The sequence below is a fragment of the Pedobacter sp. GSP4 genome (genome assembly GCF_051857575.1).
GTDB lineage: Bacteria > Bacteroidota > Bacteroidia > Sphingobacteriales > Sphingobacteriaceae > Pedobacter.
Genome location: NZ_JBPZIR010000004.1, coordinates 602,357 through 628,249, shown reverse-complemented (window position 1 = coordinate 628,249; position 25,893 = coordinate 602,357). Strand labels below are relative to the sequence as shown.

19 protein-coding genes are annotated in these 25,893 nt (G+C 42.0%); all 19 read right to left on the bottom strand.

What is annotated here, in order from left to right; translation table 11 throughout:
* Nucleotides 1-7: 7 nt before the first annotated feature.
* Nucleotides 8-1,267, bottom strand: coding sequence for an MFS transporter (locus tag ACS5PU_RS13585; protein WP_439459713.1), 1,260 nt, complete (start codon nucleotides 1,265-1,267; stop codon nucleotides 8-10).
* Between the two features lie 27 nt (nucleotides 1,268-1,294).
* On the bottom strand, nucleotides 1,295-2,242 hold the full coding sequence (locus ACS5PU_RS13580; protein ID WP_439459712.1) for a glycerophosphodiester phosphodiesterase family protein: 948 nt from the start codon (nucleotides 2,240-2,242) through the stop codon (nucleotides 1,295-1,297).
* An 8-nt stretch (nucleotides 2,243-2,250) separates the two neighbouring features.
* Nucleotides 2,251-2,850, bottom strand: coding sequence for a histidine phosphatase family protein (locus ACS5PU_RS13575; protein ID WP_439459711.1), 600 nt, complete (start codon nucleotides 2,848-2,850; stop codon nucleotides 2,251-2,253).
* On the bottom strand, nucleotides 2,843-4,291 hold the full coding sequence (locus tag ACS5PU_RS13570) for an FGGY-family carbohydrate kinase (RefSeq protein WP_439459710.1): 1,449 nt from the start codon (nucleotides 4,289-4,291) through the stop codon (nucleotides 2,843-2,845). Before ACS5PU_RS13570 ends, ACS5PU_RS13575 begins: the two co-directional genes overlap by 8 nt.
* A complete protein-coding gene (locus tag ACS5PU_RS13565) occupies nucleotides 4,291-5,745 on the bottom strand; it encodes an FGGY-family carbohydrate kinase (RefSeq protein ID WP_439459709.1) in 1,455 nt (484 codons plus the stop codon). The genes ACS5PU_RS13570 and ACS5PU_RS13565 overlap by 1 nt, the downstream gene beginning before the upstream one ends.
* Nucleotides 5,746-6,729, bottom strand: coding sequence for a 2-hydroxyacid dehydrogenase (locus ACS5PU_RS13560; protein WP_439459708.1), 984 nt, complete (start codon nucleotides 6,727-6,729; stop codon nucleotides 5,746-5,748). It lies immediately after the preceding gene.
* Nucleotides 6,730-6,753: 24 nt separating this feature from the next.
* Nucleotides 6,754-8,043 (bottom strand): MFS transporter, encoded by a 1,290-nt coding sequence (locus tag ACS5PU_RS13555; protein ID WP_439459707.1) that lies wholly within the window; start codon nucleotides 8,041-8,043, stop codon nucleotides 6,754-6,756.
* 640 nt (nucleotides 8,044-8,683) lie between these two features.
* The gene (locus ACS5PU_RS13550) at nucleotides 8,684-9,715 is read right to left on the bottom strand and encodes a GntR family transcriptional regulator (protein WP_439459706.1); all 1,032 of its coding nucleotides are present in this window, start codon (nucleotides 9,713-9,715) and stop codon (nucleotides 8,684-8,686) included.
* Nucleotides 9,716-9,753: 38 nt separating this feature from the next.
* Nucleotides 9,754-11,139, bottom strand: coding sequence for an FGGY-family carbohydrate kinase (locus ACS5PU_RS13545; protein ID WP_439459705.1), 1,386 nt, complete (start codon nucleotides 11,137-11,139; stop codon nucleotides 9,754-9,756).
* Nucleotides 11,140-11,153: 14 nt separating this feature from the next.
* Complete coding sequence (locus ACS5PU_RS13540; protein WP_439459704.1) at nucleotides 11,154-12,434, bottom strand: sugar isomerase; 1,281 nt, start codon at nucleotides 12,432-12,434, stop codon at nucleotides 11,154-11,156.
* Between the two features lie 494 nt (nucleotides 12,435-12,928).
* Entirely contained in the window at nucleotides 12,929-15,049 is a 2,121-nt protein-coding gene (locus ACS5PU_RS13535) for a bifunctional aldolase/short-chain dehydrogenase (RefSeq protein WP_439459703.1), read from the bottom strand.
* 30 nt (nucleotides 15,050-15,079) lie between these two features.
* Nucleotides 15,080-16,174 carry an L-rhamnose/proton symporter RhaT gene (gene rhaT, locus ACS5PU_RS13530; RefSeq protein WP_439459702.1) on the bottom strand — a complete coding sequence of 365 codons (1,095 nt, stop codon included), beginning with the start codon at nucleotides 16,172-16,174 and terminating at the stop codon, nucleotides 15,080-15,082.
* A gap of 71 nt (nucleotides 16,175-16,245) precedes the next feature.
* Nucleotides 16,246-19,284 carry a glycosyl hydrolase gene (locus ACS5PU_RS13525; RefSeq protein ID WP_439459701.1) on the bottom strand — a complete coding sequence of 1,013 codons (3,039 nt, stop codon included), beginning with the start codon at nucleotides 19,282-19,284 and terminating at the stop codon, nucleotides 16,246-16,248.
* A gap of 215 nt (nucleotides 19,285-19,499) precedes the next feature.
* Entirely contained in the window at nucleotides 19,500-20,921 is a 1,422-nt protein-coding gene (locus tag ACS5PU_RS13520) for an arabinose isomerase (RefSeq protein ID WP_439459700.1), read from the bottom strand.
* A complete protein-coding gene (locus ACS5PU_RS13515) occupies nucleotides 20,914-21,822 on the bottom strand; it encodes a helix-turn-helix domain-containing protein (protein ID WP_439459699.1) in 909 nt (302 codons plus the stop codon). Before ACS5PU_RS13515 ends, ACS5PU_RS13520 begins: the two co-directional genes overlap by 8 nt.
* Before the next feature lie 121 nt (nucleotides 21,823-21,943).
* On the bottom strand, nucleotides 21,944-22,798 hold the full coding sequence (locus ACS5PU_RS13510; RefSeq protein WP_439459698.1) for an alpha/beta fold hydrolase: 855 nt from the start codon (nucleotides 22,796-22,798) through the stop codon (nucleotides 21,944-21,946).
* A 3-nt stretch (nucleotides 22,799-22,801) separates the two neighbouring features.
* The gene (locus tag ACS5PU_RS13505; protein WP_439459697.1) at nucleotides 22,802-23,272 is read right to left on the bottom strand and encodes a hypothetical protein; all 471 of its coding nucleotides are present in this window, start codon (nucleotides 23,270-23,272) and stop codon (nucleotides 22,802-22,804) included.
* Between the two features lie 601 nt (nucleotides 23,273-23,873).
* Entirely contained in the window at nucleotides 23,874-24,608 is a 735-nt protein-coding gene (locus tag ACS5PU_RS13500; RefSeq protein WP_439459696.1) for a LytR/AlgR family response regulator transcription factor, read from the bottom strand.
* 189 nt (nucleotides 24,609-24,797) lie between these two features.
* Nucleotides 24,798-25,805 (bottom strand): sensor histidine kinase, encoded by a 1,008-nt coding sequence (locus ACS5PU_RS13495; RefSeq protein ID WP_439459695.1) that lies wholly within the window; start codon nucleotides 25,803-25,805, stop codon nucleotides 24,798-24,800.
* Between the last annotated feature and the right edge of the window lie 88 nt (nucleotides 25,806-25,893).

Here is a 25,893-nt window from a genome sequence, read left to right as displayed (position 1 = left end):
ATATAATCTATTTAAGAATTGGTTCGGTTAATATCAATTTTGGTTTTTCAGGTTTGATCATTGTCCATAAAATGACAACTCCGATAGGGTGCAGGAAAGCCATGACGAAAAAAATCTGTTCGGCCCCTATTTTCCCCATTAACTGCCCTACGAAATAATTAAAAAGTACGGCCCCACAAGCACCAAAGCCTCCTGCTATACCCAAAACACTTGCAACATTCTTAGTGGGAAAGGCTTCAGCAACAACTACGCTAATGGTGAAAAGCCAGCTTAAACAGGCTACGGCTACGGTACTGAAAATTAAAAGTGTGGCAAATGGACTGGGCAAATAAGGTGTAAGGATGCAAAATGGGGTTAAAATGGCCACACAGCTCAACATAATTTTACGGGCCTTTAAAGGCTTATTGCCTTTACGCACCATATAATCAGACCAGGCCGAGGTACCAATTGCACCCAAATCTGCAACCAGGAAGGGTATCCAGCCGTATAAGCCCATTTCTTTTAGGCTGAGTCCTGATTGTTCCTGAAGATAGCCAGGCAACCAGAACAGGCAGAAATACCATACGGGATCGGTTACGAAGCGGATAAGCAATACGCCCCACAAGCTTTTGGTTTTCCATAACTGAGGCCATTTAAAGCCTTCATCTTCAACAAGTGAGGCACTTCCGGTAGCTTCGGCCAGTACGTTGGCGGGCGGGTCTTTATAAATCAGTATCCATAACAAAGCAATGATAAGGCCTACCACACCAGCAATAACAAAAACAATATGCCAGTTGTAGGTAATGGCCAGCCAGGCTACCAGCGGTGGGGCAATAATGGCACCGATAGAACTGCCCGCAACACAAAGGCTGTTGGCGGTAGCCCTAAACTTGCCCGGAAACCAAATGGTAACCACACGCAACTGCGCCGGAAAATTTGTCGGCTCTGCCATGCCCAAAAGCCCCCTAAAAAAAGTAAACTGCCCAACCGTACGCGAAATACCTCCACCTATACAGGCTACTGACCAACCGATAATACCAAAAAACATGGTTAATTTTGCCCCAAAACGGTCAACCAGCCAACCGGTAACAGGATACATGAGTGCGTAGCAGATGGTAAAAATGTTTAGGATAAGTGCATAACCATCATCAGCCAGTTGAAATTCTTTTTTAATTACCGGTTTCAGTATAGATACAATCTGCCTATCGAAATAATTAAACACAATGGCCAAGAAAATCACAAAAATGATAAACCAGCGCCTGCGCTCGGGTTTGATAGAAATTGCCATAATTATACGGTTTACCGGTTTTTGAAACTATTTAGCCTTTGCCAAGTTTACCTTACCGATAAACTTGCTTTTAGGGTTGTTTTTAGGGATTAGCGAAGGAATGGCCTCTGCCACTTCAATGGGCAGATCGGATTCTAAAATATCGGCACCCTGCTCAAATGTTTCCCTGTAATTTTTCGCCCTTTCTGATACAGTGGTCAGCTTATCGTAAGTTGGCGCAGCAGAAATCATACACATTACGCCCCTGGCATGCAGCATATCAAAAAGTTCTTTGTTTTCGGGTTTATTGGTAGGGCCGATATAGGCGATCATACTTTTCCAGGGAATGCCTGCAGCTTCATATTCCAACAGTGCCTTTTTGGTTTTTACAAAAGCAGAAAACATGCGCTCGGGATTTTTATCGTAATAAAATTTTGCATGCTGTGCATCGTGCACGGTAATCATAATAACCTTGTTCGGGTTTTCCCTTAAAATACGTTCCTGCAATTCCAATGGAACATCTTTGCGGTCGAGATTGACAACTGTTTTTCCGGCACTCCAATCGATTACCGATTTCAACGTTGGGATTTTATAGTCTGTTACATTTCCTTCAGGATCTTTCAGCCTAAATTGCTGCAATTCTTCAAAGGTATAATCGGCTACTTTTCCGGTACCGTTTGTGGTGCGTTCCAAAGTGGCATCGTGCATTAAAACCACCACACTATCTTTGGTTAAGCGCGGGTCGATTTCGAAGAAAGCAGGCGTATATTTTAAGGTATTTTCGAAAGTTGCTACACAGTTTTCGGGGTATCCCTTTACTGTTCCACCCCTGTGTCCGCTAATAATGGGTGTATTTTTCCCTGTGTATTTAAAAAATTCGCGCAGCTCGCCAACGTTTTTAATTTTCAGGGCATTTAGCTCCTGGCTATAGCCGTTGGTGTGCAACAAACCAACAAACAGGCTTAGTAAGGCTGCATTTTTTAGCATCGTTTTCATCTGGCCAATTATATTTTACTGTTTAAAAGTTTAAGTGTCATGGTGCCCACCTCATCAAATTCGATTAAGGTAATGGCTGAGTTTTCTTGAACCAGTTGCCGGTAATTTTTAAGCGGCATGCCCAATTTATGCGCCATAAACAACCTGTTAATCCCGTTGTGCCCAACCACCATAATGGTTTTCCCATTATATTTACTGATCAGGTCATCATAAAAGCTATTCAGCCGGGCTATAATCTCTGTGCCCGATTCTCCCGTTCCGCCAGCTTTAAAATTTTCTGGTGCATTTGTCCAGTTATCCCAAAGCGGGGCATCTTCGGCAATAAATTCTTCTTTGGTTTTGCCTTCCCACTTACCAAAATCAATTTCTATCAGGCGCTCGTCTGTTATTACCTTTCTTTCGCCCGAAGCAATCTCAGCAGTTCTTTTTGCCCTGAACAGGGGCGATGAAAACACTTCGTCTATTTTGGTATCGCGCAGCTGTTCGAAAACGAATTTTGCCTGCCGCAATCCCTTGGTGGTGAGTTCAGCGTCGGTTCTTCCGCAGTAACGGTTACCATCGGCGTTATAGGTGGTTTCGCCGTGGCGTAATAAGTATACTTTAAGCATAAATTTCTTCTCTGTTTAAAAAGCCTTTTTCAATGAGCGTTTCTAAAAACACCTTATAATAAATATCGTATGTATCGGCCAGTTTGTTATCGGGCAAAACCTGTTTTTCTACAATAGTTAGTGCCTGAACCGCTTCAATCAGGTTTTTGAAATATATGGATGATGAAGCCAAAATAGCGGCCCCAACTGCTCCTGATACATATTTCATTTTGATGATGGGGCAGCGGAGTACATTGGCCCTTATTTTTAACCAAACATTGCTCTTACTTCCGCCCCCTGCAGTGTATACCGCATTTATACGTTCGCCAGCCAAGTGGCCAATGAGCTCAAAAGCATAGCGTTCCAAATAAGCTACGCCTTCCATATTGGCCGTAAACTTTTCTGCATGCGAAGCATTTTCGGCATCAAAACCATAAGCATTTGGTGCCATGATCGGAAAACGTTCGCCTTTTTGTTTTAAGGGATAGGCCATTTTACCGGTTGGGATCAAATTTTCAGCGGCTTGGTTAAGCTCCTCTAGGCCGGTGCTAAAATCGGCTGAAACCCAATCGGCACCGGTATTGCTGGCACCGCCCGGCATCCAGTAACCCAAGGGGTGCCTGTGACTGTATATCCGGCCTTCAGGATCCAGGACTTCGTTTTTGGTTACCCCTTTAATGACCAAAGTTGTTCCAATGGTGGTATTCCAATCGCCAGGCTGCACCGCCCCCGAAGCAATTTGCGAGGCACAGCCATCGGTAATCCCTGCGGTAACGGCGATGGTGTTAATTCCCCATTCAGCAGCCAGGGTTTGCGTTAAATTTCCGATAACAGTTCCCGAAGGGACAACCTTGGGCAAGCATTTTTCATCAATACCCAACTCGGTTGAAATGTAACCGGGCCAAAAATACCCGCTTACATCATAACCTGATTTAAAGGCATTGGTATAATCGGTTACGCCCCAAACACCGCTCAACTTTCCGGTTATGAAATCGGCTGCATGGATCCATTTATTTATTTTTTTGGCTTTTTGAGGGTAAGTTTGCGCAAACCAAAGCATTTTAGCCAGTCCGCTGGACGAGTTGAAAGCCGTAAAGCCCCTATTGTGAAATTTTAACGCTGCTGCCGTACAGGTTTCGCCCTGCGCTGCCGAACGTTTATCGCTGTACATGATGGCCGGGTGCAAGGGGTTATTGTGCGCATCCAAAGGGATAACCGTACCCGATGTTGAGGTAACCGAAACGGCCAGCACCTTCGTTTTATCAATAGTTGTTTGAGCGAAGAGTTTTTGCAGGGATTTATGGCAGGAAAGCCACCAACCTTCGGGCGATTGTTCTGTTCGGGAAAGGTTGTTCAGCGGGAAAACCTCTTCTACTTCATCTACCACTTCCCCCCTATTATCCAACAGCAATACGCGTGCGCCCTGGGTACCGATATCTATCCCTAAAAAATAAGCTTCCATTAACTGTTTAATAAGGCCCTAAATGAAGAACGGGTTTTCTTCCATTCCTTATAGTTGTTTTCATCCTGCTGCGATTTTTGGGGGATGACTGTTTCCAGAACCTGCAATTCAGGCTGCTTGATACCCAAGGCATCGTTGCAGATTAAAACACCTCCAATTACCGACGATTGACGGTAGCTATCGCAGATGACCACCTTTTTATCTAATAAATTGGCGATAAACTGTCTCAGTATTTTGCTTTGCACGCCTCCGCCGCAGGCCCAGATATAATCCTGTCCGTGGCTAGAAACCTGGCATAAGGTATTGTAGTTTTCTTTTATACTGCAGGCAATATCCCAAAGGGTTGCCCATACAAAACTGCCACGGCTAAGCTGATGCGAAACTGGTGCATCGAACAAAAAACCGCCGCGTGTGAGGGGTGTTTTTTCATCGGCCAGCAATGAGCCAAGCGAGGCTACACATTGGTTACCGGCCAAATTATTTACTTCCTCCTCAATTACTTCGTAACCCTCATTGGGGTAAAAAATTTCTTTTAGCCTTTGGTAATTCAAACCTGTTACACCTGCATTGGCCTCGAGCATAAAACTATCTTGATCGATGTGCCTGCCTGTCCAGCTGCGCTGTTGTGCATCAAGCTCGTAACTTTTGGTTATCTTGATGATGGGCGTGGTTGTGCCCGATACAATTACCACATCATCGGCCGCTGGCTGCGTGCTCCTAACGGCAAGCTGGGTATCGGCACCGCCTACAATTACAACCGCATTTGGCGATATATTAAAAAGCGCGGCAACATCGGCCTTAATTTTGCCTAAAACGGTACCCGAACTGGTTAAATCTGGTAACCTGTTTATTGATAAACTGAAGATGCTGCATAAAGCTGCTGACCATTTTTTTTGGGCTACATCATACAACAAAGTTTCTGAAGCCTGAGAATGTTCGTAATGCAGCACGCCCGAAAACATATATTCTACCCAATCGCTAATACTCATAAAAGTGGCAAAATCAGCCCAGATGGCTGCACGTTTGTTTCGGATACCAACAACTTTTAGTGCCGAGAACAAGGATGTTGGATATCTACCGGTTAAGCGGTAAACCTCGTTCTTATCTTCAATTAAATCTTCCCATTCGCGCCCGCGGTGATCTATATTGGGCAGACCGATAAGCGAATGGCCTGTTTTACCGATAAGCACAATCCCTTCGCGCTGACTGGTTGCAGTTACAGCTACCACCTCGTATTGATGCGTATCGGTTAACACTACTTTGGCCAGCCGCTGCACCTGCTGCCAAAGTGCCTCAGGTTCGAAAAACAAGGCTTCGGGATAAAGTTCATCGCGGTGGTACTGTATATTTTCGCGTGCAATGTTTATAATTTGGCCATCGGGTTTGGCCAGGGCAACGCGTACATTGCCCGTGCCGATATCAACTACCAAATAAGCTTGTTCTGCTATTGCCATTTAAATCTGATTGTTTAATTTTTGATAAGACACTTTACTCTCCTTTAGCCAGCTTAACAGTTTGGCATTTAATATTTTTACATGGTGATCTTCTACTTCGTGCGTAGCCCCAGCAGTATGCGGGGTGGCTAAAACATTTGGCGAATGGATCAGCATATAATCCTTTTCATCTGGTGGTTCGTGATCAAAAACATCTAATACGGCTCCTCTAATCTTATTATTTTGAATGGCATCCAACAGTGCGTCGCGGTTTACCACGCTGGCCCTGGCTGTGTTTACAAAAATAGCATCAGCTTTCATTCTGGATATTAAGTTAGTGTTAATCATGCCAACGGTATGGCTATTTACAGGTAAATGTATTGATACAATATCACTGCTTTCGAAAATATCCTCGATGGTGGTTTTCCGGTAAATGGGATCGGATGTTTCTACAAAGGGATCGTAAAACTGGATATTGCAGGGAAAATAGCGCAGCATTTCGGCAATACGCTTCCCAACGGCACCAAAACCCACCATCCCCACGGTTTTTCCGGCAAGTTCATTGCCTTTAAACTGTAGGTAAGAAGTATGGGCACCGGCTTCCCAATTTTCGCCGGTAAGCCATTCCCAGCTTGGAATGGTCATGCGTAAAATATTGATTACGTTGGCTACAAACATTTCTGCTACGGCCTGTGCATTTCGGGCCGGGGTATGAAAAACAGGTATATTGTGTTTTTCTGCCGTTTCTACCGCAACGTTTGATGGCGTACCCCGGCAAACCCCAATAAATTTTAAATCAGGATGTGTATCAATTACTTTTTCAGTAACATGGTCGTGCTCTGTTATCAGGGCATCGGCATTGTGTTCATCCAGCAAGGCGATAAGCTCATCTTCATTAAACGATCGGCCCTGATCTTTCCAGGTTTTATAAATAACCTCCCCAAAATTTTCCTCCAGTACAGTTCTTCCCTGTTCATTATACGGAGCGGTAACTAAAATCCTCATCTATAATTTATTTATGTTATCTAATCAACCTGCAGGTGTGGCCTGCATTTCTAATTCGTTAATATGTGCTGTTTTTGCGTTATCGGGCAAAGTGATAAACCTGGTTAATATGGCACTTGCAAAGTATAGTCCGGCCAAAATCCACACTACCCCTTCGTTACCCAAGCTGCCGATAAAGATGCCCACTATAGCTGGCCCAACAAATACGGCAAGTCCGGCGCCCAGGTTTAAAATGGCCATTGCTGCTCCTTTGTCTTTATTTACCAATGAAGGTACAAGTGCCGAAAGCGGAACGTAACCCGCCAGCAGTGCACCCCAAAGCACTCCACAGCACATTACGCCCCAAAAATTTCCATCGAATATTACTGGCGAATAAAAAAACAGCAGGGTGGTAATTCCGCAGCCAAAACCGCCAAACCACATGATGGTATTCCGCCAGCCGAAGCCATCGCCCACAAAACCGAATAGGAGGTTAAAGGCAATATTGGCGGTAAAAATGGTTCCCCAGATCTGCAGCCACTCGGTGGTATTAAAACCATGTGCAGCCATATAAGTGGGTATAAACACCGGAAAGGCAAATTGAGCGGTGGTATTGATAACTCTAACAATGCCACCCAAGAGCACTTTTGGCTCTTCTTTGATAATGGTTAATCCTTTAGCCAGTTCAGTAGATCTGCTGGTGCTGCCTTTTAAAGTGCTGGTTTTAAATTTATCCTTATTTAGCACCAGAGCGAAAAAAGCACCGATCAATACCCAGAAAATAGAGCTCCACAAGGTGTTGAGGTAGCCCAAGTTTTGAATGGCCCAGCTAGAGTAGTATGCACCAAAAACATTTAAACCACCTGTAAAAACAAACCAGAACCAACCCACCGCTGTACCAAGTTTTTTTTGCGGACTTCTGTAGGTAATCCACACCAAGAAAGAATAAGCAAATAATGGATAACCAAAACCGCGTAGCGCATAGGTTACAAGCATAATGGGATAATTTAAACCGGGCATGCCATAACCTACAAAACCGTCGGTACCCAAAATGTAAAGCACTACACCCATAAACATAGTTTTTTTTGGTCCAAACCCTTCAGCCAGCACACCCGAGAACCATGATGATATCGCAATGGTTATCCCATAGGCCGTAAATAATGATGCCGACTGTTGTATACTCATTCCTCTGTTTATTAAATAAGGGCTTAACCAGCCGCCTTCTAACCCATCGCCCATCATAAATATTAAAATACCCAAATAGCCCCAGGCTAGGTTTTTTGGCAATCCACCCCGATCAAAGATGGAGGTGTTTAAGTTCTTCTCTGTGCTCATAATTGGTTTAGCGTTATCCAATACCCAGTTGGTTAATGCCGGGCTTGAAAAATTTGGTTAGGTTTAAAATCTTATTATCAAATTAAGCAAATTAAACTTTATAAAACAAAATTAAAGTAAAAAAGAAATGTAATGAAAGATAAATTTTAAAGTGAGGCTTTTGAATGATATATTTTTATTTATTATCGGCTGATGTATTCATTTTTAGGGTATCTAAAAAGATTTTCACAGGCTGATTTCAACTTTTAATTATAGATAATGGTCATTTTTAGTCTCTTTTCCCTAGTTCGATCGTCATGCTGAACTTGTTTCAGCATCTTTCATGTTAGACAGACCCTGAAATAAATCCGATAGTTATCGGATCAGGACGAAAGTGAATAAAAAATATCTACAGAAAAGCATAAATATATGTTACTAATCGAACTCAGGTTAGTAAATCTTTATAAACACCTCAGGAAAAGCATCAATTTTGAATACAAACTAAGATACCTGGGGTGATAAAAAAAGAATGGCTTAAGCCCAATGCATTAAGATTTTCGCCTGCGCGGAAATGACGGCAAGGGGTTAAAATTTATCACTCATGGGAATAGAACGATGGGATACTCCCTTCTTTTCGCATTTAAGGATGCGCTGTAAACGGCTAAAGCGATTTGCGCAGTTTAAGGTAAAAAGGGATTTCGATCTTTTCGGTTCTGCCGCTCAGAATAAATTCGGCTGCCTGGATGCCCAGCTCGCTAAAATCGGTAGAAATGGTGGTAATACCGTCTAAAATAATCCGTTTTAACGGAGTTTCGTTGTAAGAGATTACACCAACATCTTTCCCAATTTTAAGTTTCTGTGCAATTAAACGTTCAATCAGCATAACCAGGTCATCTTCCATCAGGTTGATGTACACTTCACCGGGATTGATTTCCTCGTCTTTGATGTTGTGGATCACCTTATGGTCAAAGGCATACTGCTGGCAGAACCTGTAAAAACCTGTTAATATTTCGTGCGGAAAGTAACTGTTTTTAGGAAAAATGATTTTTAAGGTCCGGTAGTGGGAAAGCCTGTCTAAGGCCTGCTCCAATGCGGCATAAATATCCTGTGCAAAATTTTCGTAAGCTGCTGCATAATTACCGGTTACCCCTGGCAAAAGTTTATCCAAAATCACCAATTTCTCTTTCGGGATGGTATTGATAATTTCGTGGGCGTTTTCGCCACCCTCTAAAAAATGGGGAATGATTACAAAGTGCGAATAATCATCGCGTTTGCTCACAATCATTTTTTTAAACAGGGCAAAATCGTTGTTGTAGATATAAAAATCGATTGCTGCACGCTCGCCAATGGCTTTGGTAAAGGAATCGTAAATGATTTTTTTATGTGTACTCAGCTTGTTAAAAAGCAAACAGATTTTAAGCTTTCGGGAAAAATCGGTATTGATGATGAAATAGCCCTTGCCCGGCACTGAATCTACAACACCAAGCTTCCGCAGGTTGCGGTAGCCTTTCTCGGCGGTATCGCGCGACATTTCCAAACTGAAACTCAGCTCGTTGATAGATGGCAGCAAACTGTTTTTAAGCAGTTTACCGCTTTCAATCGCCGCCAAAATTGCATTGGTTAACTGCTTGTATTTTGGCGTTGAAGAATATTCATCAACATTAATATAAGGTATTAAATCTTCTGGTTTCAAAATGGCTAGGGTCTAGGATTTCGAATATAAGGAAATTCCTAAAAATCTAAGGTACGTTGTATGGCTGAATAATATTTTAACTGGATCATATCTGTTGGTGCAGGGTTTTCATTCCAGGCATCGTTAATGGCCAAAGCGGTGCCAATAGCCGTAGCCTGCGAAACAGAAGAGGCATACACTTCTATATCCGGAATGGAGGTTGCCAGCAAATGCATGTAAATGGCATTTTTGCCGAAGCCGCCATCTACGAAAATCCTTTTAACGCCTGAGTTTAAAATCAGTTTCAGCGAATAAAGCTGCTGTTTGATCAGATCAAAAATAAGCTGATGATAGGCTTCTTCTGCAGTTTGAAAAATATTGAGGTCGCGCTCAGGGAAAGCAGAACTTGCCGAAAACCCAACCTGTTCGTCTTTATTTTCGGGGATTTTATTGGCCAGTTTTAAAATCATCGAAGGATTAAACTTTAAATGCTTAAAGAGGTAAGCGGCACGGTCAAAATGTTCGGCAATACGTTTTAGCTGCACCTCGTGCTCATAGCCTGCAAAAATACGCGAAGCCTTAACCGCCTTGCCCTTAAAGTGCATGTAGCAAAGGCAATCCTGCTTCAGTTCTTCGGCAGTTAAAGGTTCTTGATTGAAAGGGTTTAAACTGATACACCAGGTACCGGTAGAAATGAGTACAAATGGGGTATTAAAATTGGCCAGATAAGGTATCAATGCGGCCGAGCTATCGTGCAGCCCAACACCAACATTTAGGCTGTTGCCTTCAAAATCAGTTTTCAAGCTCGAATCGGCTGGGGTAAACACACCAAACTTCTCTTCAATTTTTTCGCTCGAAACCCAATTGTGGTACTGGCTTTTGTTGAAATCCCAAAGCTGGGTGTGGCAGCCAATGCTGGTAATATCGGCAACTGCTTTTCCGGTAATTAAATAACTTAAATACTGCGGCAGGTGCAAGGCCCATTTCACTTTACCGAATATTTCGGGTTTTTCGTGTTTAAGGCGGTATAGCTGCATGCCCGAGTTTAAGCTGCCCAAAATTGGTGAGGCCGTTTCTAACGAAATCTTTTCCTCACCACCGTATTTGGAATAAAATTCTTTTTTCAGCGCTTCAGGATATTCTTTTAAGTAATTATAGAGTGGTGTTAAAGGCTCTCCCTTTTCATCCAGGTACACAAAACTGGCACCATAGGTAGAAAAATTAATGGCTTTAACATCAAACTCTTTTAACTGCAAAACCTGATGCAGGGAATCGTATACGGATGAGCGGAGGCTTTCCAGGTTTTCGCAGGGTTCGCCATCCTCATCCACTGTTTCTACAAAACGTGCCGACCGTTCGTAAACAATCTGGTAGTTTTCATCAATCAGAAACAGTTTTTTATTCGTTTTCCCAACATCAAATATGGCAATAACAGGTTTAGGCATTTCTATTTCTCTATTTATAAACCTGTAGCTACAGTTTTTCCACGGTGATTAACTAAACTATTTCTTACGGCTAAATCGCGGTACAGGCCAATAGGCGATAATGCAGCACCAGCCCTTAACCTTGCTTCGGCCACTAAAGCCCTTAAATCGCTACGGAAAGTATTTTGCAGAATTTCCTGTGCTTTGGCCACATCGTTATTGTTCTGAGCATCATTCAGTGCTTTTCTATCTACCAATAAAGCTTGGGCGTAAGCAATCATAATGGCTTCTACCGATTGCAATAAATCCTCTAAAGGATCTTTTACATTGTGAGAGGCATCAATCATCCAGCCCAGATCTTTAGCATGGTTCATGCCTTTGGCATCCATACCTTCTACCAGTTCGTTAAAAATTAAAAAGAGCTGGTAAGGCTTAATGCTTCCTGCGGTTAAATCATCATCACCATATTTAGAATCGTTGAAGTGGAAACCGCCCAACTTCCCTTCCATTAACAATAAAGCAACAATCTGCTCGATATTGGCATTAGGCAAATGGTGACCTAAATCTACCAAGGTATAGGCTTTTTTGCCCAACTTGCTGGCGTAAAGCAACGATTGGCCCCAATCGCCCACGGTTGTTGAATAGAAATTAGGCTCGAAAGCTTTATACTCTACAAACATTTTCCAATCATCGGGCAGTGCCGAATAAATTTCTTCTAAACTCTCTAAAGTATTTTCGAAAGCTTTACGGAAATTAAGCTGACCAGGGAAACAAGATCCATCGGCAAGCCAAACGGTTAAAGCATCTGATCCGAGTGCAACACCGTGTTTAATTACTTCGATATTGTGCTCAATAGCCTGTTTACGAATGGCTTTATTTACATTTTGAAGTGAACCGAACTTATAGCTATGTGCAGAGCCGGCCTGATCTTGAAAAGTATTCGAGTTCATGGCATCGAACTTTAAGCCATAACCAGCGGCCAAAGTTTTTAATGCTTCTGCATTTTGAGGGATATCCCAAGGAATATGGAGCGAAATTGCCCCGCTTGCTCCGTTAAGGGCATGCAGCAAACCAACATCTTCAATTTTTTCTTCGATGGTGCGTGGTTCGCCTCCGGTAATGGCAAAACGGCCAAAACGTGTTCCTCCGGTACCTAAAGCCCAGCTTGGAATGGCAATCTGAAAATCGACCAGTTTCTGGATTACGTTTTCCAGATCAACGTGTGCCCAATCTTCTTTTAAGAAAGCTAGTTTACGCTGGTGTGAAGTTATTAAGGAGTCGATATGTTTTTCTATTTGGTTCTGCTCAATATTCATGAGGGTATTTGGTTTTGTTAGGTTAATTATTGTGGCGATACAATCGCCATTTTAGTCTACTCCGCTACAAATTGTGACGATTAAAGCGGATACAATCGCCTTTCTCGCTCATCCTCGTTATAAACGAGGACGATAAAAATTAAAGTCATTTTCGGTCTATGCCAGGCACAGACCGATGAAACAACTTACTAAAACTGAATTTAAAGAATCGTTGTGGTTTGCATCTCCAACACACCACTATTAATATTTTTGGTTGGTGAGGACACCAACCAATAGATCAAAAACTATCGCCGTGGTTTGTGTCCCCACACACCACTTGTTTTACCCACAGATGCACACAGATAAACACAGATTTGTATTCCTAAATCCTGCTGCATTTATTTCTATTCCATGGTTTGTGTCTTTACAGACCATTTATATTTTTTTTCGGTTACTGAGAACACCAGTTTCAAATTTCACCTGTGTTCAACCTTTTTACTTGTGGTTACCTTTTACTATCGTACAAATGCCATGGCTACACCGCCATCAACATTTAAAACATTGCCTGTCGATTTTTGCAGCAAGCCACCTACAAAGGCGAAGCAGGCATTTGCAATATCATCTGGCAATATAATCTGGTTAAGCAGGGTACGTTTGGCATAATAAGCCGGTAGCTCTGCAACAGTAATTCCGTATGCTTTCGCGCGGCCTTCAGCCCAGCCACCTGCCCAGATATTGCTATCGCTGATTACGGCATCTGGATTAACCACATTTACACGGATATTATCGGCACCAAGTTCGGCAGCGTTTAACCTGCTCAAATGTAACTGAGCTGCTTTAGCACTACCGTAGCCGGCATTGTTAGGTCCGCTAACCAAGGCATTCTTACTTACAATATTAATGATATCGCCACCAATATTTTGCTTTTGCATCGTATTTGTTGCAGCTTGGGTAATAAAGAACTGGCCTTTTACCAAAACATCGTACAATAAATCCCAATCCTTTTCGGTATGGTCTGCAATGGTTTTCGAAATCGATAATCCGGCATTGTTTACAATAATATCTACCCCACCAAAGGCCAATGCAGCCGAATCGAAGGCATTTTTAATATCTTCTTCGCTGGTTACATTTAAAATCGCTGTACTGTATGAATCTTTGCCAAACTGGCCTTCAAACTCTTTTCCAGCTTCTGCCAAACGTTCAGCATTCATATCGTTTAAAATCACTACACCACCTTCGGCCACAAACTTTTTGGCAATTGCTTTACCAATTCCACCGGCGCTACCGGTAATCAGGGCAATTTTACCTGTTAAAGGTTTTGGCTTAGGCATGCGCTGTAACTTTGCTTCTTCCAACAACCAATATTCGATGTTAAATGCTTCTTGATGCGGTAATGAAGTATATTCAGAAACTGCTTCAGCACCTTTCATTACGTTAATGGCGTTGATATAAAACTCTGCGGCCACCCTTGCGGTCTGTTTATCTTTTGAGAAAGTGAACATTCCGATACCCGGGTATAAAATTACCACCGGGTTGGTATCGCGGATGGCCGGGCTGTTCGGGTGTTTGCAGGCTTCGTAATAAGCGGTATACATTGCCCTGTAAGCTTCGAAAGCAGGTTCGAGGGATTCTTTTAATGCTTTTACATCCGATAAATCGGCATCGCTGTTCAAATCTAAAACCAGCGGACTGATCTTTGTTCTTAAAAAGTGATCAGGGCAGCTTGTTCCCATTGGTGCAAGGCGGGCCAGATCATTCGAGTTAATGAATTCGAGTACACGAGCATCATCAGTAAAATGACCAATCATGTGCTGTTTTGAAGAACATAAACCTCTTAAAACAGGTGCAAGCGCGGCTGCTTGTTTTTTACGTAGGTCTGCCGCAGCACTTTCTATTTTCTGTCCGCCGAAAACCGGGCCTTTTTTACCATAGTTTTGGTTAAGGTAATCAGAACAAATTTCGATCACCTCTAAGGTATTCAGGTAACTTTCGTAAGCGGTATCGCCCCAGGTAAATAACCCGTGCGAACCCAACATGATACCACGGATGCCCGGATTTTCATCTAAACACTGTTTTAACTGAAGGCCAAGTTCGAAACCTGGTTTTTTCCATTCAACCCAGCCAATGGTGCCGTTAAATAACTCTTGGGTAATGCGCTTACCATCTTTTGCCGCAGCAATAGCAATGGCTGCATCGGGATGTAAGTGGTCGATGTGTTTAAATGGCAGGAAACCATGCAAAGGTGTATCAATTGATGGTGCTTTAGAGCTTAAATCGAAAATGCAGTGGTTAAACAGTTCCACCATCTCATCTTCATGCGCTACGCCACGGTAAATATTTTTCAGGCTACGCAAGCGGTCAACATAAAGGGCGGCCAAACCGCTTTTCTTTAAGGTACCTAAATCGCCACCTGAACCTTTTACCCACATTACCTCGGTTTCTAAACCTGTTAGTGGATCTTTTTCCAATACTTTGCAAGAGGTATTACCACCTCCATAATTGGTTAAGCGTAAATCTGCACCCAATAAATTAGAGCGATAAATTAACAGGGCAACTTCATCTCCAGCCAGTTTTGCGGCTTCCTCTTCATCCCACAGATAGCTTACATGCTTATAACTTTTCGTATCGATTGACATTATAATATTCTATTTAAATTTTTTATTTGATTAACCTTTTATTGAATTACCATAGCCCACAATGAGTACCGAAATAATGATGGTTAAAATGCCCATCAAAACGGTAACGAGTGTTTTTTTGGATACACCTTTCCATTCTTTTAAAACCAAGCCCCAAACATTTGCAATTAAAATGATAAAGGCCATGTGCAATATCCACGAACTGGCGCCATTGCCCATTTTGCTTTCGCCCATGCCATAGAAGAAGAACTGTAAGAACCAGGTGGTACCTGCAAGTGCCGAAAAAATATAATTTTTTAACAGTGGTGTTTTGGCGTTGGTATAATCGCCGAATGTTTTGTTGCGGGCGTTAAGCACCATACACCAGATAAAATTGGTGGTTAGGCCGCCCCAAAGCACAATTACATAGGTAACGTTGTTCTGATACAAGAAATTTCCGGTTTCGGCAGGGTTTGCGGCCTTCCAGATGGCGTTGGCCGCATCGGCCATTGGTTTTCCGGCTTCGATACCGAAGTTGAAACAGGCACTCAGTACACCCGAAACTATACCTACAAATAAACCAAGGCCAAATTTGTATTCTGTTTTAACCTCCATACCATGTGGATCGGTTATCCCAGATTTCATTTCCTTCTCTTTCATCATACCTGCCTTGCCGCAGATAATGATACCGAGTACACACACTAAAAGCCCCAATAGCACCATACGGCCCCAATCGGTATGCAAAAACATGGTAAAAGTATCTTTACCTGCTTGTGGAAAGAAATCGAAATAGATAGATGGCAGAATAGAACCCAAAACCATACAGAGCCCCAGAATAATACTGCTGCCCAGCGATACGCCCAGATAACGGACACCCAAACCATAAGTTAAACCGCCAATGCCCCACAGCACACCAAAGAAATAGGTGAGCCATAAAATACTGCCATTGGTGCCGGTAATGATATCGGTGAAATTCGGAATGGTTAAAAATGCAGCTAGCGGTGGTACAATAAGCCACGAGAATATGCCCCCAACAATCCAATAACTCTCCCAGGCCCAGCCTTTAACTTTTTTGTACGGAATATAAAAACTTCCGGAGGCAAAGCCACCGAAGAAATGAAAAATAACGCCTAGAATTGCCTGCATGTGAATTAATAATATTTGGTTGTGCTAAAAATATAAATCGTAATGTGCTTAACTGTTATGCACTGTTATGTTTACTGATGGGATGCTAAAATTTTTACCGGCCCAAATAGTCCCGAAGGCATTAAGGGATCGGTTTTTTTGAATAGGATATTGGTATTGGTCAAGCGTTTTTCTGGAGGAAGTGCTGCATCACCGATCAGGCGGTTTGGCCACTGGTTAATGATTTCAATTTCGAGCTTATTATCAGCCTGCTTTAGACATCCAGAAATATTTAGCCGCCAAGGGCTTGTCCACACTGTTCCCAAATCTTTGCCATTCAGTTTTACGCCCGCAATATCTTTAACTGCACCTAAATCCAAATAAAAAACTTCATTAGCCAAAGGTTTATCCAAGCTGAAAGTTTTACGGTAAATGGCCTTTCCCGAGTAGTATTTAACCCCCTCATCGGTATGTGTACTCCAATCGGTAAGCTCATCAAAAACAATATTTTCTGGCCCTCCCCATTTAGGATCGAAACTTACCTTCCAGGCACCGCTCAACAAATGTTTTTCGGACAATGCCCGGAAAGGATTGTTTTTTGTAAAGGTAATGCCCGGAACAGTTTTTGGGAAAACGACAAAGTACGATTGAAAAGCGGCAAGCTCGAAATTTACGACTAGCCTATTGCCTAAAATTTTATAGGGAATATTGCGGATAATTTCTCCGGTTACGGCATTCCAAAGCTGTGGCTGCTTGTTCGGCACCCGAAAGGTACAATTGGATTTTACGGTTTTGTTTAGGCGGTTGGTAATGAAATAAATATCTTCGTGATCAGTTCTCCGGTGAATAAAATCAATAAAATTACCTTCACCATCAAATTCAAAATCAGGTTTGATACCGTCTGTCAAAAGTACCTGTCTGATACTTTCGCCCTGGTAAACCCTTCCTTTTCCGTAGTTATTACGTTTAATTGTTTTACCGTTAATTTTACCCCAAACCATGTCGGCCAGTTTTTTCACTTTCACATCGCAGGTGGGATAATTGCTAAGGCCCGGTGCTTTTACCGGCCGGCTGCCCATAACAGTTGCACCTGCCTTAACCAACTGTGCTATCTTTTCCATTACCTTTTCGGGCATCCGCTGTTCATCGGGCAGCACCAAAATGCGGTACCGCATGCCATCTGGCAGTACTATAAAGTTATTTTTAACCGATAGCCTGTTTAAAAGCACTTCTTCGTTGCAAACATCATAATCGTACCCTCTGCCTAAACCAGGTGGAACATGTTTGGGCAATACAATATTCGGGGCAGCATCTCCATTGTAAAAAAGCACATCAGCCACAAATTTGCCTTGCCTTAACAGATGCTGGCACCTTGATACATAGGTAAGAAAAGCGCCCGATTTTTCCCACCAGGTAACATTGGGATTAAAGTGGGTTCCTGCTCCATATTCGTATCCCGGTAAACCATCTTCAGGTCTCGATGCGGTGGTGGTATGGATAACAATCCGGTTTATACCCTCGCAAAAAGCCCTGTCCAAAGCTTGTTTCAAATGACCGGGAGCATCTTTCCAATTCCTGAAAGAGGTAAAGGCCTCGGCCGATGCGGTAGCTTTACCGTAAATATGTGAGGCAGAAGCAACCATTTTGGTTACCTTATTCTGCCCATATTCCAGTCTGGAAACGCTATAGGGTTTATCATCGTCTAAATTTCCGGGTTCATCATGTTTGGGGCCGAGCCAAAACTCGCCCATGGGGTTATCGCTTTTGCCCAGGTTTTTCAGTGCATCCATACACATGGTGCCCGAGCGGCTTGGCCCTGCCGATTCGTTCTGCACCTGTAAACCATTTTCATGGCAGAGTTCGGCAAAGCGGCGGTAATGCCCATTAGCCATACAATCGGCAATGGTTTTTCGGTAATCATGTAAAAACCGGTCTGAAATTTCGGCACTTTCTATAATGTAACCAGCCAGAACAGGCAGGTATGGCGCGGGATCGTAACCACAAAAGGCTTTAAATTTTTCCAATATCTTGGGTGTCCAGTTTGGAAAACCATCTTCAAAACTGTCGTCGCAAAAATATTTTAACGCATTTGAATCTGCCTTGGCCGTTTCTTCGAGCAGTACCTTACCTAAACGGTCAAACTGGATTTCTACACCACGGCTGTCAAACCAATCGATAGATAAACCATCTGCTTCGGGCTGGGCAATCATCAGTTTAGATCCCGTCATCCGGTGGCCGGTACGCACAATTGTCCAGTTGCCTTCGGGTACATCCCAATCCAGTGAACCATCTGCACCGACCAAATGGGTCAAGTTTACCACTGCAGAAACCGGAACCGGCTTATCAGTAGCTTCATTTTGCCATGGGTACAGTGTTGGCCCCATTACATCGTTGGCCTTGGCAAAATTGCTAGCATCTTTACGGTTTGTTTTGGCAGGGAAAACAGCTTTTCTTGTGCCAGATATTTTCGATTGATCGCCATTTGGGTTTAGCATGGCAACGATGGAAGTATCGCGGTAATCGAGCTCATTTAAAGGCAGATCTATATATTCTTTATATCCCGGTGGATTAAAAACATGGTCGTAACCATCCCTGGCTCCCGGAAGTGGGAGTTTTGCCGAAAATTTTTGTGGCCCTTTAACATTTAACGTGGCCTGGAGGAACCATCGTCCTGCATTTTCAGGTTTAATCCATGGGCCGCCCATACACCAGCCCGAGCTTAAGTTTACCCCAACCTCAATACCCAGGCGGTCGGCCTCTTTCATTGCATGCCTAAACAGGGCTTTCCAGCCTGCCGATAAAAATTTTTCGCCCTGTGGATAGGGAACCCCAGCAAGGCCGCCTGCCGAATTAACCAAAAGCACATTGCCAATGCCTTTTGATTTAAATTCTTCCAGATCGCGGGTAATTCCGCTTTTATTTACCAAACCGTTAAACCACCACCAGTATCCACCTGCCCTGGTACTTTCGGGAGGCGAAAGAAATGCATCCTGCAATAATTTTAATGTTGCCGCCGGATCGGTTGAGGGATGATTGACCAACTGTGCCATACCATCGGAATTGAGTATAGCCAGGCCTGCAGTGGTTAACGAACCAATCTGAATAAATTTGCGTCTGTTAATGCCTTCCATATATTGGGGTAAACGTAGGGTTCATTGAATTCTTTAAGAGAAAGAGGTTATTATCAGTCTATCTCACACCATCTGGTGAGTATAAAGTTAAATTGAGCCAGCCCACTAACTGTCCTGTACTGTTATGGTTTTTAAATAAAATTAAATTATTTTTAAGTTATTTTAACCTATAAAAAAATACTATTAAACCACAAAAATCAGTTCAGGAATAAAAATTAACATACTTTAATGGCGTCTATATTCAAAAGCGCCGCAAGCTTGGATAATTTATTGGCAATATGGCCTACACCTACCGCACAGTGGTGGGCAGGTCCGTAGCTGTTCCAACTTTCCATAAATTTTACCGCTCCTACCGGAAAACGGTAACGGCTGTTTGTATTGCCGATTTCGAGTACAGGTCCTGCAACAGATTCGCCCTCGGCAATTAAAAGAAATATTTTACCCTTACTTTCTACCACCGAAAGCATTGTAACGGGACCGTATTTGACAGACATTTCTACTGATAAGCCACTTCCAACCTTACCATGGTAAACCTGCAAAGGCTTCACTTTAATTTTGCCTTCTGCAATTGCCAGATGTCCGGGGCCATCGTGCCCCATTAATACCACATCATCTTCAAAATCCATGGCATAGTATTCGGTAAAAGAGCCACCGGCACCAAAACTGTCGATAATTTTCATGGCCTGGGCATTTTTCACTTCATATTCGCCGGCAACAGGTATCCCTTTTGCGGTTAAAATAGAGTTTCCCAATATAATTGAACTCATGGTATCGCCATTTGAATTAGTGCTTCCCTTGTGGTAATAGGCCATGGCGCCCAGATTATAGCGGTTAACCAGCTTATCTAAGGCTACAGCAGTTTTGGCCGCCCTGTTCAGTTCAAATTCCCCGCAGGCCACATCAATCTCAAAAGTACTTTCAAATTCGCTACGTTTTGTGTCCAGTTCATCATTAGTCACTTCCTGTTTTAAAGCAGTTAGTTCATCTGGTTCAATAATCTCGATGTGGTTGCCAAAAACAGCACATTGGAGGGTCAGGTCGGAATATATATCCAGCATACCACTGTAATAACCGCCCATTAAGCCTAATGTATTGTGGCTTAAAATATGTGCAACTTTTGCGGCCTCAACCCACTCTGCAATTTCTTTCCAGGTTTGGTTATCGTTCAGTACTCCCGTTACCTGATGAAACTGGATATCTGCTCTTTTAAAAACATTGGCAATTTCTGGTACAGGGCAGGCCGAGCAGAAGGCCAGCCAATCGCCTGTCATTTGTGTTCTATCCTCTAAGCTATTAAACTGCTTATAATCAATAGCTTTTTCGGGAGCCAGGTTTAAAATAATTACCGGAACTTTTGCCCGCCGCACTACAGGTAAAACCGTTGCCGAAAGCGCATAGGTAGTTACATAAAGAAATATAATGTCTACGTCGCCTTTTCTAAAATCGTGCCCTGCCGTAAAGGCCTTCTCAGCATTGTCTATCAGGCCTAAGTTTAACACCTCTGCACCAAAAGTGCTTATATGGGTTTCTACCTGCAATAAATAACCAGTTAAGCGCTGTTCAAGTCCTTCGAACTGTGGCCAGTAAGTATCTAAACCAATACCGAACAAGCCTATTTTTAAGTTATGTTTAGCCATTATTTTGCAGTTTGTAAAATTCGTTTCTATATTTTGATGGGGAGAGTTGCATTTTGCTTTTAAAAAGCCTGCTGAAATAATGCTCTGATTCGAAACCATTCTGGTAAGCCACTTCGGCTACACTTAAATCGGTCTCGGTTAACATTCTGCAGGCTTTTTGCAGTTTAAGGGCTAATTGGTACTGCCCTGGCGATTGACCTGTAATTTCTTTAAAAGCTTTTCTGAACCAGGCATAACTTACATTGTGCTTCGCGGCCAAAAGTTCAGGAGAAATGGCACTATTTAAATTTTCGTGGATACTGTATTTAATGTTATTGATTACCTGAAGTTTGCGGCTGTTCGATTGCGCTTTCAGCAGAACTGAGGCATATACCAGTCCGAGAAGCTGAATAGTTAAGCATGCGCCCAATTGGTTACTGCCTAAGCCACCGAATTTAATGGTATCGATCAACTGGATAAAAATGTTGATAAATTCGGCATTAAAACCCATGTGGATTAATGGCCGTTCGGGGTTAAAACAATCCTGTTTCATTAAATGATTGGCATAACTACCTTTAAAACCGACCCAATATTCGGTCCAGCCTGTTTTAATATTGGGTTTAAACCGATGCCAAACGCCTGGATAGAGAAAAAACAATGTACCGGGCTGCACTTCTACCGTTCCTATTTTTTCGGCCTCGAAAACACCTGAACCTGAAGCAATGTAAACCAACTGATATTCGGACAACTGCCTGCCTTTGGTCCATTCAAAATAATAACCATTTGGATGCGCGGCGTCGGGATAGGGCTTTCCACCAGGATGAACATCGTGGCCAACATTTAAAACATTTATGCCCCAATCTGGCTGTACCGGCTCTGTTTCATCTTCTGTTTTTAGGTATTTCCTGAAGGCATCCATCATTTGGTTAGTTAAGTAATGATAATCCAAATTAAGAAATGCCAGACACAGTTCGACACAAAATGCCAAAAAATAGCAAAAAGTGCATTCAATATCACAAAACGTATAATGCTATTAAAGTGAGCTACTTAAATAATGCAGCAATTTTAAATTGGATATCTTGTACCAAATCAGACGATTTAAGGATTTTATAATGTCCTACACCTTCAAATGACTTTGCATTTACCGCAGGGTTTTTATCCAGAAATTCTCTTAAATACGGATATGGGGAAATGTGATCCTCGGGATCGAAGGCCAGAAAATGGTTAAGTTCGGTGCTTAACTGGTAAAGGTTAACAAGATTAAAATAACTGGCCTGAACCGGAAACTCTTTTGCAAAATTATCGAAAAAGATATCCTGATCTTTAGCGCTGATATTTACCGAATCTAAACTTTGCTCAAAGTTCTCCTTCAAACGGATGAGTGGCGCAATGCTGATGAGCAGCTGAGGGGATAATCCCAGTTCCTGTAACGCAATTACATTGGCCATGCCACCCAATGAGTGACCGATCAGCACATCAGGTGCCGAATAGTTGAGCGCAATGGCTTTTACCGAATCGGCATAGAGCATCAGGTTGGAAAACTCTGAAACGGAGCTGCCGTTCCCTGGTGCATCAAAAGCGATAATTTCGAGATCTTCAATTTGCTGCAGTGCTACAATCAGTTCATAAAAATCTAAGGCTTTCGAAGCCCAGCCGTGGGTGAGCAGCACCTTATGCTTACCACTGCCCCAACTAAAGCAATTGATATTTAGCTCGCCTTTGGTAAAATAAGTATCAAAAACCTTAACACTGAACTGTGTCGCTGCTGCTATAAGCTGCTCTTGATATAAGCGCAAAGGCATTTTCGGCGAGTAAAAAATAAACTCGCGCATTAAAGCAGCATCAGGGTTGTTCTGCTGCTGCTTCAAATCACCAATAAGTTGCTTTAGCCTCTTCAACGGTTAATAAATTAAATGTGATTTTAAATCGGCGGGAGAATAATTGATCGATTTTAAGGTTTTATCGTCAGATTTTCTGAAAACCAAAAACAGTCCGTCTATTTCTTTGTAGTACGATTCTGTTTGGTCTTTATCAAAATAGTGCTGTATGGTTTGTTCGGCTTCTTCTACCGTTTTACAGGCTTTGCTCATGTTAGAGCGGTGTACCTCATCAAACAGGATTTTAAATTTACCGCCCAATCCAAATTCGTGGATAGCGCCTGCCAAAACATACTGCAAATCGCAAAGTGCATCAGCAACTTCTACCAGATCATCATTTTCTACAGCTTCCTGCAGTTCTTTCAATTCTTCTGCCAACAGGGAAATGCGGAGGTTAGCCCTTTGTTTTGAAGGAATAACCGGTGTTTCTAAAATTGGGTGTTTAAAGGTGGTATGAAATTCTGCAACCTGGTTTAGCGAATTGGTTTCTTGCATGGCAATGTTTGGTTTAATCTTTACGCTGCAAACTTAAAAAAAACACAATAAATAATGGGGAGAATTTATGCACACAAGGTTAACTGGTTAACTGGTTAATTGTTTGAACTGGTTAACTGTTTTGTCAATTGCTAAATTGTTGGATTGCTTTATTGCTGGTTAATTGGTTAAATCCTCCTAACGCTCAACTCCGAACTGTAAATAGAGCTTAACTGTTCAAACTGGTTAATTGACTGATAACCAATAACTCTTAATGTTCTTAACTTCTTAATGGTCATTAAATTATTTGGTTAACTGGTTAAGCCCTCCTAACACTCAACTCCAAACTGTAAATAAAGGTTAATCGGTTAACTGTTTAAACTGGTTAATTGACTGATAACCGCTAAATCTTAATGTTCTTAACTTCTTAATGGTCATTTAATTATTTGGTTAACTGGTTAAGTCCTCCCAACTCCCAACACTCAACTCCAAACTGTAAAGAAAGGTTAATCGGTTAACTGGTTAATTGACTGATAACCACTAAATCTTAACGTTCTTAACTTCTTAATGGTCATTGAATTATTTGGTTAACTGGTTAAAGCTTCCAAACTTTAAAGATAGACTAACCGCCCTTCTTCCCTTCCCTTACCACTTTAAAAAACTCCTCCTTGTAGGTTTCGCCGATTGGGATAGCCTGATCGTTGATGTAAACTGTATTGCCATCAATCATTTTTATTTTTTCGATAGAAATGATGTAAGATTTATGGATACGGTAAAAAGGTGGCTGTGGCAGTTGTGTTTCCAGCTCGCGCAGGGCCTGATAGGTTATAATGCGCTGTGAGGCTGTGTAAACGGAAACGTAGTTTTTTAAGCCCTCGATGTATAAAATATCTTCGTAGTTAACTTTGATGAATTTGTTCTTGGTATCGCCCTTGATAAAAATAAAATCGTTGCCTTGGGCCGTTTGTTGTACTGTTATTTCTTGCTGTACAGCTGCTACAGGTGCCAAAATCTGCTGTGCTTTGGATGCCGCTTTGTAAAAACGTTCGTAAGAAATCGGTTTAAGCAGGTAATCTACCACATCGAGGTCAAAACCTTCTAAAGCATATTCGGGATAGGCGGTGGTTAAAATCACCTTACATTTGCCGCCGCAGATTTTCAAAAACTGGATACCAGTGAGTTCGGGCATCTGAATATCCAGAAATACCAGATCAACCTTTCCCTCCTGCACCATATTAAGCGCTTCAAAAGCATTAGTAGTGGTGCCTACCAGTTCTAAAAAAGGCGTTTTGGTAATAAATGCAGCAATAATATCTGAGGCATAAGATTCATCATCAACAGCAAGGCAACGGATCATAGGAAAAGGGGTTAGTACAAATGGTTATTTAATATATTTGTTAATCTGGGCTTGTCGAAGACCTTTAAATACTCGAAAATAAAAATATTCATCCTTCAACAGGCTCAGGATGACAATGTTTTTATTTCGCCTTAAGTTTATGATAAAAATAAAACAAGAGAACGGTTTTTCACCATAAACGATCAAAATTTAGAGATTTAAAATCAAAGTACTTTTATAGGTATTGCCATTGTTCGAAATCAGCAGTTCGTGCTTTTCTGGATAAATCAGATCTAAGCGGCGGTGGATATTGACCATACCTACACCACTGGAATGATCTTTCTGTGCATGGCTGATCTTATTGCTCACCTCAAAACTTAAACGTTTGTGCTGCACTTTTAATTTAATGCGTACGGGTTGAGTTTCATCATTTACCACACCATGTTTAAATGCGTTTTCTACAAAAGGGATCAGGATCAGTGAAGCAATTTTTTGATCGGCAATGCCTTCGGTAATAAAATCGACATAAAATTTGGGTTCGAACCGCATTTTAAACAGGGCTACATAACTCTCCAGGTATTCTACTTCTTTATCCAAAGCCACTTTCCCATCCGGACTATCATTTAAAGTATAGCGCATCAGATCCGAAAGGCGTAAAACAGCATTGGCCAGTTTATCCGACACAGGAATGGCCAACGAATACACATAATTTAAGGTATTGTACAAAAAGTGTGGATTGATCTGAGATTTTAAGAAAGAAAGCTCTGCTTTTACTACTTCTTCTTTCAATTTACGGTTAACCTGTTCGGATTTAAAGCTCTGCTGAATACCATAAACCGCAGCTGGCACAACAATATAGGCAATACTCCAGTAAATGTTATCCGAAACGTAGCCCCAAAGGGTTACTCCATCGCTATAATTATGAATACCAAGCCATTTTAAATAAATAACCTCTTCTATTACATAACGGAGTGAAATAAAAACGGCCATGGTTAGTAAAATACCCCCTATTAACTGTGGGACTTTATTTTTCTTCAAAAATTTAGGGTACACCCATAGGTAACAGATATAAAACTCTATCAATTGGATAAAATTCATCGAGATGCTAAAGGCAATCCGGTTAAAAGTTGTTCCGTTTATTAAAACTCCACCATAAAAATAGCCCAGCACAAGTACCCAGCAAATGATATGAATAGAAATGGTTTTTATCGCTTTCATGGCCTAAAACTATACAAAGCTTTTTTAACTGCCTATTTTCTTATGCCAAACCTGTAAAAATTTATCCCAAACAATGCTTTTGCAGGAT